This window comes from Stieleria varia, from assembly GCF_038443385.1.
GTDB classification, from domain to species: Bacteria; Planctomycetota; Planctomycetia; order Pirellulales; family Pirellulaceae; genus Stieleria; species Stieleria varia.
In genome coordinates, this window is record NZ_CP151726.1 from 996391 (window position 1) to 1012123 (window position 15733).

A 15733-nucleotide genomic window follows, 5' to 3' on the forward strand; every position below is an offset into this window, starting at 1 on the left:
TCCGATGAGATCGTCCACCCCGTCAAATGGATCGGGTCAAACCGCTCTGTTGTGCCCTGGAGCCTATGCGTCGATACCGCCAATTCCGGCGAATGGTTTGAGTGAAATGTCAGTGCCACGTGAAATGATCGATGAGCTGCTGTCGGGCTATCTGGACGATAGCCTCAGCGGCGATGAACGCAAACGCGTCGAGCAATTGCTCGGTGAGCAGCCCGAGTTGGCTGCCGAGCTGACGCAGTTGCGCGAATTGTCTCAGTCCATCAAACAACTCGCCGCAGTGAGCACGCCTGGGTTGAAGCCAGGTTTCGCTGATCGTGTCGTCCGATCCGCGATCGAACAAGCCAAGATAGATGGATTGCCGGAGAGTCACCCGCTGATTCGTGCCGATCAAGACGTCACCGTCACTCCCAATCTGACTCCCGCTACGGTCGAATCCAAACGCTCCTATTGGCGAGTTGCCTTGGGCGGAACCGTTGCGGTTGCCGCATCCATCGGATTTGCGATCGTTATGTTGCGTCCGCCGACGACTCCAGATCAGCAAGGTCGGATGGATCCGCGTTTGGCAGCCAACGTCGATGACTCAGCAACGATGAATGCAGATTCCTTCGTCCCTCCACCGATCGTTCCCGGCACGGTGGACGTAGGCTCAAACGAGCCATCCTTGATCGCCGCTACGACTGGCGATGATTCCAGCGACAATGCCAGCGATGGTGCCAGCGCCAAGCCGGAGATGCCAGTACCCGATCAAGTGACCGATCCGCCGATGATCGCCAGTAACGACACGGGACGAGATGGCGCACAACGTAACGATACAGCGTCGGACACTTCGCCGATTACCGTTCCACCGGCGGTCGAGAAAGTCGAACCGAAAGCACCCGGCGCAAACATCACACTTGCGTTTGTTCCCGTTTTCGAAATCCAACAAACCCGAGTCGGACGAGAGGCGGGCGCATTTGAACAAGCTCTTGCCAAGGCATCGATCCCGATGGGAGGCGGCCGCAAGTTGACGGCTGATCTGGTGGCGTTCGTCAACAAGAATCTTAACGCGGAAAGTGATGCCGCGGACCATCCCCAGATATTGTTGTTAGAGGGTTCGGCAAAGAAGATGGATGTCTTGTTCAATCGGTTGATCAGTGATCGTGAGAACGTCGAATATGTTCGGTTCGGATTAGTCACCGACGCGCCGATCCTGAAAATGGTCAATTCCATTCGCCAGTCTGATCCGACCGTGGTTCGTCACGACGCGATGGGCTGGCCACTGCAGTTGCCATCGAATGCATTGACGGGCGCGTTGGGCGAGCGTCTGAGTAAACAGGCAATTGCTCCATTCGCGGCCGGTGGGCTGCAGATGATGGCCCCGGCAAAAGTGGACGGCCAAGACGTCAAATCGCAACTGCTGATTTTGTTGCGATAACTTTTCGCGTCTGCCGATTTCCTCGTGCAGTCACGCCCCGCCACGACGGTCAATCCACCGTCGTGATTTGGCTTGGAAACGCGGCAGACTTTCCAGGGGCACCGGCGTCACGTCGACTCGCATGGCAAGACGCTTTTGCAGCAACTCCGCCAATTCTCTCGCTTGGCTTTCCGACAACTCGGCCTCCAGTCGCATGGAGTCCATTTCTCCGATGCGATCGATCAAGGCACGATACTCGACGCTGCCATCAATCTCTCGCACGATGGCTTCGATGCTGCTGGGAAAGACATTCACACCGCGGACCACGATCATGTCGTCGGCGCGGCCGTGTACACCGCCGGGCAGAAACAGGAAACGACACTCGCGGTTGTGGTCTCTCACACCGTGAACGATATCGCCGGTGCGATAGCGAATCGCGGGACCGCCCATCCGTCCCAGTCCCGTCAACACCAGCTCTCCCGCGTCGCCATCGGCGACGGGGACGCCGTCGCAACTCGCCTCGTCAAACCGTAGGACTTCGCCGATGAATTCGGTTTCGATCACGTGCAGACCAGCACCATCGTCGGTGCCGAATCCCCATGCGCCCAGCTCGCTGGCGCCCGCATGATCGATCACGGTGGCACCCCAGGCGGTTTCCATTCGCTCTCGAATCGCAGGAATGCTGCCACCAGGTTCTCCGGCAACGATCAGGCATCTGACATCGCTGGCGGGCAGGTCGATACCGCATTGATCCGCCATCGAGGCCAAATGCAATGCGTAGGTCGGCGTGCAGCAGACGATCGTGCAGCGATGATCAATGATCATTCGCAGTCGGGTCTCGCTGCTGATGCCACCTCCGGGAATGACCATCGCACCACGGCGAACCAACGCATCGTTCGCCGTCCAAAATCCGATGAACGGCCCGAATGAAAACGCCATCATTGCGACATCGTGATCGGTGACTTCTGCCGCATCGAGGACGTGTTGCCAGCAGTCGGTCCACCATCGCCAATCCTGAGCCGTATCCAGCACCGGCATCGGATGACCGCTGGTTCCACTGGTTTGGTGCATTCGCGAGTAATGATGTCGAGGCAGCGCGAACAGTCGCCCCGGCTCACCCGGTTTGTCGACGACCAACTCCGACTTGTTCAACGGCCGAATTTGAGAAAGGTCGTCGAGTGACTGCAGCGGCAACGCGACGTCGCTGAATCGTTCTCGGTACAGCGGGTGATTGACGACCGATGCCAACACATTGTTGAGTCGATCAAGTTGTAGCGTTTCGATCTCCGGCCGGGTCAAACGCCAAGTGGATCGCTGTGAAAGGTCCGCGATGGTGTCCTGATGTTTATCCTTGGATGTCAACTTGCCTACTCGTCAATGGGGCTGCTCGTGCATCGAGATCAGGTGACCGAGATGCGATGTCCGATTCGGCGTTGCGGAGTCGTTGCCGTGAACCCACTAGCGTAACACGGACGAGTCGGTTGCAAGAGACAGGATGCACCTCCACGGTCACACAGGGAGCAGAACGCCGCGATTCCCTGACCTTCGATGATCTCCCGCTCGGCTCTCGTGATCGGCATGACCCAGAGAAGTTGCACAGGGTGTTCGCCCAGTCGCAACGTTTGCTGAATCTGGAAATCACTCTCGATCGGCGGAACGAGAAACACGAACGCGTCGAGTTGGGAATCAGCAAAGATGGGGCGAGGCGGGGTTCCGTTGCCGATCACAGATCCGTAGCCGATTGCTCGACCAGATAGACGTGGCACATCCGCTAAAAAACTCAGCATCCGCGAATACAGCCCTCGCGCCGCCAAGGTCTCGTCCGCATCGATATACATCATCAGTTCGACGCGAGGTGAATTCAGTCCCTCCGGCAGGCTCATCAGGTGGTCACTCATGCCATCGGTCACCAATGTGGTGAACGGACGCTGACCACTGATATCGATCCCCGGACGCGGCTCAAACTGGAGGACGGATATCGGTGACGCATCGCTTGCGGGTGTGGGTACCAGGCCATCGTGACGGTGTGCAATAACACCGAATCGAGCGACGAACTCATCTCTTCGTGTCTCGCCACGATCGCGTTCGGAAAGCGTGTCTGTGTCTTCGCCGGTCTCGAGTTGCAGCAACACGTTTTCAATGGCTTGCTCATCGGCATCGTGATAAGCCATTTCAGGTTTGGTGTCTGCTGTCGCAATCGATGGGTCGGTAAACTTCAACGCAAAAATCCGCTTGGCCTTCATCCAGTCTTGGCCAATGGCCTTGACGCGATGCGTGGGCAGTAGGCGTCCGAGTCGGGCCAGTCGTTGCAGTTGACGCAGTGAAAGCGGGGCGTCGACATCTTGCTCGGTGGTTTCGTCGTCCGATTCGACTTGCCAACGACATTCGTCAACGCTGTGGAAGTGCAATTCGGGCAATTCGGATGCCTTGATCCATGTTTTTCCGTCGTGGCTGACTGCCGTTCTGGAAATGATGCGGGCTGTCGCGGCGTAGCGAATCAGGCGGCGGAGAGAGACCGGCCCCACGCGACCGTGATGAGTTCGGATGAACCAATTTCTAGACATGAAGGACAACCACTGGCAATAAAGACGACGAGCGTCGCTGGAGAGTAGTCGCCAGGGGACGCGTAATGGACATCGATTCCCCCCTTACAAAGCCGCAGAGGAGGCCATCCCCCAGGTTCGATCAACTGTGTCGATTTTGACGCCCTGCGAAGGGAGGGGATTGTGAATTTTTGGCGAACCAATGGCAAAGAAAATATTTGCTAAGGAATGGTGAAGGTTGCTTCAGATCCTCGATTTGACGTTGGCAACGGCGGGCGCATCCAGGAAAGTCGTGGTTGAATTATGAAGACGACTGGGCAACCGCTGTGAACTCCAACAGCTGCCTCTCTCGCAAGGATTTCTGGCGGATCTACATTGGCCTGTGGGCCCAATCGGAGTTGAACTTTGTTACCGACACGACGACTGAATGCACAACGCCGGAGTGATCGCAACGCATTCACGCTGGTGGAAATGTTGGTGGTGATCGCCATCATCGGATTGCTGGCGGGAATGTTGATGCCGGCACTGTCCAAGGCGCGAGAGGCGATGCGTGCGGCGCAGTGTTCGCACAATCTCTCTAACTTTGGTGCCATGATGCGGGTTCGCAGTTCACGTGAACCGAGCGGCAAATTTTGCAGCGGTGCCTTTGACTTTCAGCGAGACGGTGTACCGACAGAAATCGGATGGGTCGCCGACTTGGTCGACGATGGTTCGATCATGGGGCAAATGCGTTGCCCCAGTAATGATTCGGCGACCAGCAAAGCAATCGAGTCGCTCTTGACGGCTCCGATTTCCGATTTTGCCACGACCGCCTGCATTGATCGACTGGGAAGAACTCCATACACGTCCGAGACGGGTCAAGTGATCGAAAACGTCGCACGGACGATCGTCACCACGGGTGCCGGGCCGGGAACGCCTCTACGCGCCGAGATCATCTACAGGAAAATGATCGACAAAGGCTACAACACCAACTATGCCGCTAGCTGGTTTTTGATGCGAACCGAGATGTTGCTCGACGGTGCCGGAAACCTTCGTACGCAGCTTCCGGGATGCGCGAATGTGGATATTCGCGGACTCAATGTCACGCGAGGGCCGCTCAAGGCGTCCTACCTGGATAGCTCGCAAGCACCTTCATCGACGATTCCGTTCTTGATGGATGTTTCTCCAACGGGATTTCTTAGCGAGACGCTTGGCGAAGGCGAGTTGAACATGATTGCCGGCGGCAGCATGTATGTGCCATCGATCGTCGGCTCTCCCATCGGCAACGCCCGGTCGATTGATACGGATCTCGATGGATCGCCAGATGCACCCAACCCGTTCTACTTGACCACCCCGGTTTTTCCTCCCTCTCATCCACGAAGCGGTCCGACGGGTTGGCTCAAGACTTGGAGTTATGACACGCGGCAGGATTATCGCTTGATGAATCCGTTGCATTCGGGAGTTGCCAATTGTTTGATGGCAGACAATTCCGTACAGCCACTGTACGATGCCAATGGAGATGGATTCATCAACAACGGTTTCGAAGTGAATACGGCGGCGGGACAGCTTTACTGGCGTGACAGTACCGTGGAAGCTGACTCGATGAGACTGGCGAGCTATTACAGCCTGATGAGCAAGGGTCCCAGTCAGTAGTTTAGCCGGGCGATTTGACGGTCAATCGGGCTGCGGTTGGCAGTTGGTTCTTGCCGATGCATTTGCCGCCCTTTCCCTGGCTTGCTTTGATCCATCCAAGTGGTTTTCCCTGAATGCAAACCACCTGCCAGCCTGTGCCATCACAGGTGATCGGACTGCCGGAGAGGAATTGAGATGCGGTCTCTGCGTCGACGTCGACGAAGGCTTGGGTCAGAGCGTCGTGGCCACGGCGAAGCCCTGCGGCGTGAGAAGGTTTCCAAACCTGGCCGGTTCGATGTGCCAGTTCTGGACCTGCCACCGACAATTGTGCCACCCAGGCGGGGACCTCCGCCGGCCATCCCCAGACGACCGCACCGGTGTTGATGCACTGCATCTTGGATGTGTCACCGTACCACTGCGTCAGCTCATCGATTGGCACACGTTCGACGCGTTGGCGTTTCTCTTTTCGCAGGACCGGGGCATTCTCGGTCAAGTTGATTGCCATCGCGGCAAAGCTGCCGGCACAGTCGTGCAGATGAGGCCACAAGCGATACGCACCCGGCATCCAGGATTCATAGGCCGCCAAGGCATCACGCGAATCGTGCTCGATGGCTCCCAGCGAAACCAACCGTTCCAACTGCGATTCGTTTTCCGCTTCGGCAAACGTGCAAGTGCTATAGACCAGCCTGCCGCCGGGCCGCAAACATGCCAAGGCGGCGTCCAGGATGCGACGTTGCCGCGCGGCACTGTGTTCGATCTGGTGTTCCGACATCGATGCTTGGCTTTGTTTTCCTCGCCCCATCAACGCTTGACCACTGCACGGGGCATCCACCAGTACCAAATCAAACACCCCGCCGAGCCGGACCGCCAAATCATCTGGGTCCATCGAACTGACCGCATAGCGGGGAACGCCGGTGCGGGCCAGGTTGTATGCCAGGGGAGCGACCCGTGATCGAATCGGTTCATTGGCGAGCAAAAAACCGTCTCCGATCGATTCCAACAACGCAGTGGACTTTCCGCCCGGCGCGGCACAGAGATCACAAACCAGCAACGGACGATCGGAGACAACGTCTGCACGGCAGGCGGCCAATGCGAGCAGTGAGCCGGCGTCTTGCAAAAAGAAGTCGGATGTTCCGTACCCCAACGTCGCCGATGGACGGATCGATAGATCGAGACTGCGATGGCCCAATGGATACCACGGGATCGGCTCAGTGGGAACGGGCAAGTCCGCCACGCTCACATCGGCGCGACGTCTCAGGATACTCGGCCACGCAACCGACAGGGCTTCGCAAAACGCGTTGACATCCTGGATCGTCTGGGCCGCCCTCCCCAGTGCCGCGATCGCATCACTTTGGTCAATGCTCACGGCTACTTGGGCCCACGGTTATCTAGCCATCGCAGGGCAGACAAGACCAATGACAGAACACAGGCCAGCAGCAAGGGTGACGTGAACGTGAACATGATAAAGATGCGGTGTGCCACCCGCCCGACGTCTTCGCCCGCCCCGGCTGACTTGCCGTACAGCAGCACACTGATCTCGTCGCGTATCACCGGCACATTGGACGCGTAAAAAAGTCCTGCTGAGATCACGGCAAAAACGATCATCAATAACATCATCAGCGTCAAGCTGATTTGAAAACGAGGACCACGCCGTTTCGGCAATGGTGCATCGGCTGGAGAAGTGTTCTGGGTCACGGTCATATTCTCAAGCAGCGAGCGGAAAGACGTATCGCCCTATCAACGTGGGGCAGGTTTGCAGCCTGCCAACGGAATAACGGCAGGTTACAAACCTGACCCACTTCGATCGTCGCTAGCTGCCGTTTCGGGTAGTCGTGGCAATGGCGTTCTTTTCTTGGCCGGGGGAAACCAGATGTCCTCGATGTCCTGTGATCCGGCGTCACGTCTGAGCAATAAGTATACGCCGCCCACGATGCTCCAGCCCAACGCGATCAGCACCACCATCGGAAAAAAAATCAATATCTCATTCGACGCTCCCATCGCGGACGTCACGCCGGCAAATTCTCCCACCGCCTGCAGCAGTCGTGTCGCGGAACCCGCGACCGCGGAGGCCAACAGATAGGCGATGCCACAGAGAAACCAACTGACCATCGCGTAGAAAAACAGATGCACCGGACGACGATACAAGTATTCGTATCCTCGGCTCAGCGAATCCAACGGGTCGGGATCGGGCTCACTGACGACCGCCGCCCATCCCAGTGGCGATGCGATCATGTGTCCCGCAGCCAAAACACCGCAAGCGATGCCGACCAATGCGATCACGCAACCGATCGGCCACTGCACGACCCCGGACCAGGTTCCCAGCCAAGGAGCCGACGCAGAACTCAGGTAGGCCAAAGGCAACACCAGCATAGCCAACAGTACGATCACACAAACGGTGGGAACCCATGCGATGACCCACGCCATCCAGGTTCGCGTCCAGCTCAAGCGAAGACAGCTTTCCAGCGACTCCAAGTCACGACCCGCCATCAACACGGCACCTTGGCGAAGCAAAATCAAGACCACCGGAATCCATATCAGCAAGGTCACGATCACCTGAACAAACATCATCAGCAACGATTCCGATTGCAGGCTCTCCAACCAATGCTTGGCCCACGCGACAGGAATCGGATCTGCGTTGCTCGAGCGTTCAGCCCCTGTGCCTCCGTAGAGCACCGGCGGTGGCAAGCGAACGGCGATCGAAAGCCGCGCGGCGAGTGACTGAAGCACCATCGCCAATGCGACCATCATCAGCAGCGGCGGGGAGGCGCACACGCGTAGAGAACGCACAAGCTGCAACCAAGGCAACAGATCGTGCCATTGTCGAGCACGCGAAAGCATTCCGGACTCAAAATCGTAGCCACGATGCATCTGCAACGAGTCCTTCGGATCGGAATCGCCTTGGTTTTCGCAGCCGGTGTTGTTGTTGCTGTCACTCATGATTTTCGTCGGCGATCATCGCCTGTAGTCGCCTCGACACCGCGTGAAATCAGTTTCACGCCCAAAAACTCTTGTTTCACGAACTGATTCTGGCATGGGAGCACCCGTTTCACGCTTGTGACCACTTGAAATCAATTCGTACACTCCGGGCGAATCGTTTCCTTTCCAACCCCGATCATCAAGCCGGAGTAGCAGATCACTTGGTCACCACGCGGACCATGTTTGCGAGGATCTTAACCTTTTTCCGAAGTCCTGTTCTTCGGAAAAGGAATTTTGCTGCGCCCATGCTGGCGCTCCTTTGCTGGTTCGTTCAAATTCCGTGTCCATGCATGTCGCAGCAGCTTGCAGCTCCGCAACTGGCAGCTGAACAGCCCCATTCGCCAGCCGACTTGCGTCCAGTGCCCTCTCGCTCGGCCGTTCCCGAGGCAGCAGTGGGGCAACCGATCGCGGCAGGGGCGACGACCGTCCACCGCTGGCAAGTCGGTGACGCTCAGATTTCCTGGCTGGTCGGTGAGTCCTGGTTGATTCACGGAGCGAACCGTTTTTCAGCCGACTCGATCCTGATCGTGACCGATGGACCACGCTCTCGTGTACGCAACCGCGTCGTGCTGGAGCGTGCTCGCCTAGAATCTGGTGACGTGATTCTGGCCGATCCAAAAAACGCCGATCCGACTCACGCCAATCCGACCCCGGTTGCCTACACCTGGTACACGAACGATGAGCCGTCGGTCCAAGCCCCCAATTACCGTGGCAAGCCTGATCAATCGCCGTTCTTGATGCAGTTCTTGCCGCCACAGCCCGCGTCGCGTTCGCAGGTGCCGCAAAACCATCCGGTTGCTCAAGTTCAGTTTACCCAACCGGTGCCCGATCCGAATTTCTCCCCCCCAGAGTTCTCCAACCCGGAGTTCTCTGCCCCCGCGGTGACGATCCCTCAAGACGGCATGATCCTCGATGCCAACGACGGCGCTGCCACCTTCACCGATCCCACGTTTACCGTCCCGCAGCCCTTCGTTGCTCCTCAAAATGGTTTGCCGTTGGCGGTAGAGCCTGAGTTTCCGACGGTGTATCCCGATGGTGCGACCACGGGCGGCATGCCGTTTTTCTTCGGTGGTGGCACCAAGGCGGTCGTTGTGTCCAAACGTGGTTCAACGGAAACACCGGAGATCACCAACACGTTCATCCCGGAGACCGGTGAGAACATCATGGTCGCGCGAGGCGGCGTGACCGTGCGAATCGATGACGTCGCTGCCCAATTGCCGAGCGGCGAAATCATGAACTTTGGCACCGTGACGCTGTCGGCCGATCGCATCGTCGGCTGGTTTCCGCCGATCCGCGAAATGCTCCGCGGCGGCGAAGGCATATCGGGCGGCGAAGGAGAACTGTATCTCGAGGGCGACATCGTTTTCCGTCAAGGAGAACGAATCATCTATGCCGAGTCGATGTACTACAACGTCGTTCGCGAAACCGGCATGGTGCTCAACGCGGAAGCCATCACGACGGTTCCAGAGTTCGAGGGAGTCGTTCGCTTGAAGGCCGACGTGTTGCAGCAAGTCGCCAGTGGCAACTTCGTTGCCTTTGACGCCGCGATCACCACCAGCCGACTCGGTGTCCCACGTTACTGGTTGCAAAGCGAGCAGTTGCGACTGACGCAGCGAATGGAAACGGGCGTCGACGAGCGAACGGGGCGACCCACGATCAGCCGCGAACCGTTCGTGACCAGCGATAACAATTTCGTTTTCATCTCCGGTGTCCCCCTGCTGTACTGGCCGCGTTTCTCTACCAGACTGGAGAGACCCGCGTTTTACTTGACCGACGTCAAAATCAACAACGACAACGCCTTCGGTACACAAGTCATGCTTGAGTGGGACTTGTTCCAACTCTTCGGGTTCAACAATCCACCCAAAGGCGTCGACTGGCGACTCTCCACGGACTACCTCAGCGACCGAGGCCCCGCCGTGGGCACTTCGCTCGACTACACGTTGCCAGGTCTGCTAGGTCTTCCAGGCCCGGTCAGAGGCATGTTCGATGCGTGGGTCATCGATGACGACGGCAACGACCGACTGGGACAAGGACGACTGGACTTGCCGCCGGAGGAAACCGTGCGGGGACGCGCCCTGATGCGTCACCGACACTACTTACCCGCAGACTTTGAACTGATCGGCGAGCTTGGTTGGATCAGCGATCGCAACTTCTTGGAACAGTATCTGGAGCAAGAGTGGGATCAAGACGTTGATCACCGAACGGCACTGCGACTGCGCAAGTATCACCACAACCAGATGATCGATCTGTCCGCCAGCGTTCAGACCAATGACTTCTTTGCGATGACGGAAGACCTGCCGCGGTTGGATCACTACCTGTTGGGTGCTTCGATCCTGGGTGACCGCGTGACATGGTCGATGAACAATCGCGTGGGCTATCAACGGCTCAATCCAGCCGCCGCGCCGACCAACCCGGCCGAAGCCGCAACATATTTCCCGTTGCCGGGTGAAGTCGATCGCCAGGGGATTGTCGCGTCGACCCGTCAGCAGCTTTCGACGACGATTCCGGTCGGGCCGGTCAATGTACGTCCGATCGCATCCTTCGAAGCAGCCCACTACGGCGAAGCAGCCGACGGCGACTCCCTGACTCGATTGCTCGGTCAAGGTGGTGTGACGATGAGCATGCAGATGCAACGCATCGACCCGACGATCCAGAGCAGTTTGCTGAACTTGCGTGGTATCGCGCACCGTCTGGAATGGACGGCGGAATATTGGTATGCCGACAGCGACACCAACCTGGATGAATTGCCGTTATACGATCCATTGGATGACGACTCGCAAGAACAGTTCCGCAGACGTTTTATCGGCGACTTGTTCGGCGGCACATTGCCCGACCAGTTCGATCCGCGACTGCACGCACTGCGGCAAAACACACAACGCTGGGTGACGGGCCCGAGCGATGTGATTGCGGACGATTTGCAGCAGTTTCGCGTGGGGCTGAACCAACGATTCCAAACCAAGCGTGGCTTGCCTGGACGAGAACGCATCGTTGACTTTTTACAACTCGACATGCAGACGACCTTCTTTGCCAACGAAAACGACGTCAACTTCGGCGAGTCCATTGGGCCGACCACGTACGACGCACGCTATCACATCGGCGATCGCTTCTCCCTGCTCAGCGACGGATACTTTGAATGGTTTGACAACGGCCTGCGCAGCGTCAGTGCGGGGATCCGCAGCAGTCGGCCGGGCATCGGTGACTGGTACGTCGGCCTGATGTCGCTGGAAGGCCCCATCAGCAGCACGGTGGCACGCAGCTCGGTGGACTATCGCATGAACGAAAAATGGATCTTCTCCGGCGGCACCACGTACGATTTCGGGGCCACGGGGAACGTCGGTCAATCGTTCGGGCTGACACGAATCGGCGAGTCGGCGCTGATCCGTTTGAGCGTGAATGTGGACTCGGGTCGCGACAACGTGGGATTCAAGTTCCTGATCGAGCCGCGATTCTTTGCCCGCAACCTGGGTCGCATCGGAGGCGGATTGATCCCGCCACCTGGTCTGGAAGGCTTGGAATAGACCACGCCATGAACGATACGCCGCCACGTTCCGCGATCAAGCGTTGGATCAGCAAGTTTGCGGTCGCCATCGCGGGAACGCTCTGGGCATTTCGAACTCAAAACAGCTTCTACGTGCACTTGCTGATCACCATAGCCGTGGTGGGGCTCGGCCTATCGCTGCAGCTCGATAGGGTATCTCTATGTCTCTTGATCTTGTCGATCGCGATCGTGTTGGCCGCTGAGTTGTTCAACACAGCGATCGAGCTACTCATCGCGGCGCTGCATCCCGAGCGAGACGCCAAGATTGGTCGTGCATTGGACACTGCCGCCGGCGCGGTGTTGATCACCGCCATCGGTGCAGCCATCGTCGGAATGATCATCCTGATTCCACCCCTGCTGGCGTTGTTGGATTGAACGGGCAGGACACCTCGCCCCAAATCGGAAAGTGATGAAAGCACCAGCGACGACACTCCCGATGTGCGTTCGATGGTTCGCCATCTTGCTAGCAGCGTTGAGCAAAGCCACTGCGACTGGGCAATCCATCTGCGACGGTCGTGCGTCTCACATCGCGTTGTTATGCGGACTATTCGTGTGCAACTACGGTCATGTCAACGATTGTTCCATCGCCTTTAGGCTTGACAATCGCGGTTACAGTAAAACGCGAGCATGTATAAACAAAAAATGTTCGGCGCGGTTCATCGGTCTTGATGAAGTCGCGAATAAAGTAACGCCCATCTATTGTCTTGCCGTGATCGTAGTGTGCCGTTTCTTCGGCGTATTTCTTGTCGCTGCCGATCTTCTTCGCGTAGAAAGTCCAGACTTCGCCAAAGGTTTTTTTTGTGTCGATGATTGACGTCTGAATTGGTCCATCGCCGATCCCGATTGTTTGGATGCCGCCGCCCGAACCATGAGGGAATGTCCATTCGTCGACGGTTTTGTTGGCGTTCGGTTCATTGCCATCATCGGTAGCGTGGCTGCGCGCGGCGGTAATCGACGCCGCGGCCACGATCGAGAATAAAAGTGCAATAGAGTATTTCATGGCGTTCATCTCCAGGACGGGAGTATCTGCAGAACTTATTGATCACCCCAAGATACAGGGATAAGAACAGGGATGGGGGATATTTGCCAAAAACTCTTGCGCGTCTTTCGGGATTGTCCCCACATGGCCCACCGATGGCAAGCTCCGATGGCAAATGATCCCGGAGATGGCTTTGCCCCATTTCGCGGTAGGCGAGAGCACTCCGAATGAGTCGTGAAGCTGGTTGGAAGAGGGATTGTGATGGGGGCGAGACGCAGCAAAGCGTGAAGGATTCTTGGAGCAGCAGACAGCGGGCTGTGAGAGGATGCGGCGAGATTTACTCGCTTGCGCTTCGTGCTGCTACTTTGTTTCCAACTTCAAGAGTACTGGAAGCAGCGTTGGTTGATCACCAACCGGAAAGTCACCTCCTTTCTGATCGATCGCAACTGGAAGGGTACGCCGGCGTGTTGAGGTAGAACGGTGTGAGGGAATTCTGGCGAATCCCACTACGTGAAGATCAGAACCTTGCGTTATCTGGTTTGTGATGAGATGAGCGACAAGTCCCGGTCGGTCAAACTAATTCGATTTCTGTTGGCTGTCTGTCAAATCCGGAAGATCGAATTGCTCCAACGCGACGCCGTGCGTTGGTGACCGCATCTTTCGAAATTCCACGAGTCCCCGGATTCGTGATTGATCGGCCCCGGCCGACAGATCGCCATCGTTGACGGGTGCGAAAGGCCGGGTGATCGCTGGCTTGAGTTGTTGATGTTTCGGGATCGACTTTCCCGTCAAAAGTGTTCCGCGTTTCGGGCGATAGTATGCGTCAGCCGTCAAGCCGAGCATGGACGGGATCAGCTCGCTCTCACACACGACATGGTATCCATTGAGCTGCGGATCATACTGGAGGTCCGGATGAATCATCGATTCGTAGTACTGCTCTCCCCAGCCGTGTTTCAGAATGTAGTACGAATCCTCGTCGACTTGGAAGTGATGCACGGCGATCGCAAAATGGGAACGCATCCCCAGCACTCGCATTGGGTTGCCCTTGGCATCCGCATCGAAAGCCAACATGACCGGGTTGCCCTTGGCAAGTGCTTCGTTCAAGCGATGCTTCACCGCCCGATAGGCGTTCGCATTCTGTCCATCACTAAATCTATATGTGCTTGTATATGTTGCGTGTGCTTCGTTGAGGATGTCTTGATGAATCACACCATCGAGGTGATGAAACTGACTTGCGATCCTGGCGACATTGGCAAGATCGAATATTTCACCCGTGACCGTCAGTTCCATGTCTTGTGCCCAGCCCAGGCTACGGTCTGCAACGTCCGTGATGGCGCGGGGCGAAACCGTGGAAGCAGGCGCTGACTGCTCGCCGTTGGTCCCTTGGATCGCAAGTCGAATCATCGCCAATGCGGTGTGACCACATTTTCCGTCCAAGTAATCCCAAGGGTCCCTGCTAACGACGGGTGAATGATCGCTGCGTGGGTCGCGAGCCGATTCCAGGACTTGCGGCACGTTCGCGTCCAGCTTTCCGTCTTGGATCAGTTCCGCGGCACGCATCTCCGCCCGCATCATCTGATCCTTTTGCTTTCCCTCAACGGTACGAAAGGGGTCCGCTCGATACTGAGCGGTGTAGTTGGCGAACATGTAAATGTATTCGCGGCCCGTGACCGGATCGGATTCTGCTGCGGCCAAGACGGCTGCAAACTCGTCGTCCGTGATCAAGTTCTCGGAATCGGAGTCAGATTGCAGCGACTTGTGGATGGCGTGCAGCGTCGGATCCTCTCGCTGCAACACTTTGTCACGCAACTTGCTGAGCTTGGCCTGTCCATCACGGAGAGTGTCTTTATTCGACGGAGCAATCGGCGGGACGAGGGAAACGATTCGGTCGAACTCGGCGAGAATAAGAATCCTTTGCAGCGGAGCGGTGTCTTTGAACTCCAGTGCTTGGATTACCGCTTGGATCAGGACGTCGAGCTGATGGGAATCAAGTTGCGGAATTGAGGACTTCGACGAACGATGCCGGCCACGTGAATCGATCTCCGTGTACGCCAAATATTTGGAAAGGAATTGAATGTGGTGAAAGCTCGGTCCTTCGTCGAGCATCCGCTGCGTAAATCGGCTTGGGAAATCGTGCGACTGGTTCGGTGCCGGAAAGTCATCGCTGGGATCGATCTGGATTCGTTCAACACGCACATCCTCGGCCTGGGAGCCGAAGTCTGGAAAAACAATCACTTGCGTCTTCTGGTCACGAATGACGATCTGATTTTGGCCCAGCCCGCTGTAGTCACCGACCCAAACATCCTCGTTTTTCACTGGCCCCTGCACATCCCTGATCCGAATCGTCTTGGCAAAATGGCGTGCTCCATTGAGCCGGATCTGGAGCAGGAGTTCGTGATCCGTTTGGTCATGCACAAGGATCAGTTCATCGATCACTTGGCCGCCCTGAATGGTTGGCGCATTGTCAAAATGGCCAAGAATTTTAAGAGTTGGTTGTTGCATCAATGCCTCGCCAAGCCGCGGTGTCAGCAGGATCGACACCATCCCCAAAAACACCGGAAAACGCAATGGAGAATGTCCGTGAAACTGCCGTAGAAAACGAAACGCGAGCGTTGGGCACAACTTGTGGATTGACGGCGTTTTCATGGCGGGGGCTCCATGGAAGCGTTCAGTGAAGCATAGAGAATCGCCAA

General features: G+C 57.0%; 11 protein-coding genes. 4 read left to right on the plus strand and 7 right to left on the minus strand.

Annotated elements, in window-relative coordinates; all coding sequences use genetic code 11:
• Positions 1-106 precede the first annotated feature (106 nt).
• Positions 107-1414 (plus strand): hypothetical protein, encoded by a 1308-nt coding sequence (locus Pla52nx_RS03480; RefSeq protein WP_146518296.1) that lies wholly within the window; start codon positions 107-109, stop codon positions 1412-1414.
• Between the two features lie 30 nt (positions 1415-1444).
• Here the strand turns inward: Pla52nx_RS03480 and Pla52nx_RS03485 are convergent, their stop codons facing one another.
• Both Pla52nx_RS03485 and Pla52nx_RS03490 read right to left on the minus strand, forming a co-directional pair.
• Entirely contained in the window at positions 1445-2755 is a 1311-nt protein-coding gene (locus Pla52nx_RS03485) for a phenylacetate--CoA ligase family protein (RefSeq protein WP_231741687.1), read from the minus strand.
• Positions 2756-2793: 38 nt separating this feature from the next.
• Complete coding sequence (locus tag Pla52nx_RS03490) at positions 2794-3957, minus strand: suppressor of fused domain protein (RefSeq protein ID WP_146518297.1); 1164 nt, start codon at positions 3955-3957, stop codon at positions 2794-2796.
• A 384-nt stretch (positions 3958-4341) separates the two neighbouring features.
• Between Pla52nx_RS03490 and Pla52nx_RS03495 the strand changes: the two genes are divergently transcribed.
• A complete protein-coding gene (locus Pla52nx_RS03495; protein WP_261344225.1) occupies positions 4342-5568 on the plus strand; it encodes a DUF1559 domain-containing protein in 1227 nt (408 codons plus the stop codon).
• Position 5569: 1 nt separating this feature from the next.
• On the opposite strand, the gene Pla52nx_RS03500 is transcribed toward Pla52nx_RS03495, so the two are convergent.
• The 3 genes from Pla52nx_RS03500 to Pla52nx_RS03510 form a co-directional block, all read right to left on the minus strand.
• On the minus strand, positions 5570-6913 hold the full coding sequence (locus Pla52nx_RS03500) for a methyltransferase RsmF C-terminal domain-like protein (protein WP_146518298.1): 1344 nt from the start codon (positions 6911-6913) through the stop codon (positions 5570-5572).
• A 2-nt stretch (positions 6914-6915) separates the two neighbouring features.
• The gene (locus Pla52nx_RS03505; RefSeq protein ID WP_146518299.1) at positions 6916-7242 is read right to left on the minus strand and encodes a hypothetical protein; all 327 of its coding nucleotides are present in this window, start codon (positions 7240-7242) and stop codon (positions 6916-6918) included.
• An 87-nt stretch (positions 7243-7329) separates the two neighbouring features.
• Positions 7330-8484: a hypothetical protein gene (locus tag Pla52nx_RS03510; protein WP_146518300.1), complete on the minus strand. Its 1155-nt coding sequence runs from the start codon at positions 8482-8484 to the stop codon at positions 7330-7332.
• 329 nt (positions 8485-8813) lie between these two features.
• On the opposite strand from Pla52nx_RS03510, the gene Pla52nx_RS03515 reads away from it, so the two are divergent.
• Both Pla52nx_RS03515 and Pla52nx_RS03520 read left to right on the plus strand, forming a co-directional pair.
• Positions 8814-12041, plus strand: coding sequence for an organic solvent tolerance protein OstA (locus Pla52nx_RS03515; RefSeq protein WP_146518301.1), 3228 nt, complete (start codon positions 8814-8816; stop codon positions 12039-12041).
• Positions 12042-12049: 8 nt separating this feature from the next.
• The gene (locus Pla52nx_RS03520) at positions 12050-12436 is read left to right on the plus strand and encodes a diacylglycerol kinase family protein (protein ID WP_146518302.1); all 387 of its coding nucleotides are present in this window, start codon (positions 12050-12052) and stop codon (positions 12434-12436) included.
• Between the two features lie 169 nt (positions 12437-12605).
• Here Pla52nx_RS03520 and Pla52nx_RS03525 read toward each other — a convergent pair whose 3' ends face one another.
• On the minus strand, positions 12606-13061 hold the full coding sequence (locus Pla52nx_RS03525) for a hypothetical protein (protein WP_146518303.1): 456 nt from the start codon (positions 13059-13061) through the stop codon (positions 12606-12608).
• Positions 13062-13616: 555 nt separating this feature from the next.
• Positions 13617-15686, minus strand: coding sequence for a hypothetical protein (locus tag Pla52nx_RS03530; protein WP_146518304.1), 2070 nt, complete (start codon positions 15684-15686; stop codon positions 13617-13619).
• Positions 15687-15733: the final 47 nt, after the last annotated feature.

Bases quoted from the DNA above. Each gene is read 5' to 3' on its own strand.
- Pla52nx_RS03520 (WP_146518302.1), top strand. From the start codon at position 12,050: ATGAACGATACGCCGCCACGTTCCGCGATCAAGCGTTGGATCAGCAAG.
- Pla52nx_RS03525 (WP_146518303.1), bottom strand. From the start codon at position 13,061: ATGAAATACTCTATTGCACTTTTATTCTCGATCGTGGCCGCGGCGTCG.
- Pla52nx_RS03530 (WP_146518304.1), bottom strand. From the start codon at position 15,686: ATGAAAACGCCGTCAATCCACAAGTTGTGCCCAACGCTCGCGTTTCGT.
- Pla52nx_RS03515 (WP_146518301.1), top strand. From the start codon at position 8,814: ATGTCGCAGCAGCTTGCAGCTCCGCAACTGGCAGCTGAACAGCCCCAT.
- Pla52nx_RS03490 (WP_146518297.1), bottom strand. From the start codon at position 3,957: ATGTCTAGAAATTGGTTCATCCGAACTCATCACGGTCGCGTGGGGCCG.
- Pla52nx_RS03510 (WP_146518300.1), bottom strand. From the start codon at position 8,484: ATGAGTGACAGCAACAACAACACCGGCTGCGAAAACCAAGGCGATTCC.
- Pla52nx_RS03480 (WP_146518296.1), top strand. From the start codon at position 107: ATGTCAGTGCCACGTGAAATGATCGATGAGCTGCTGTCGGGCTATCTG.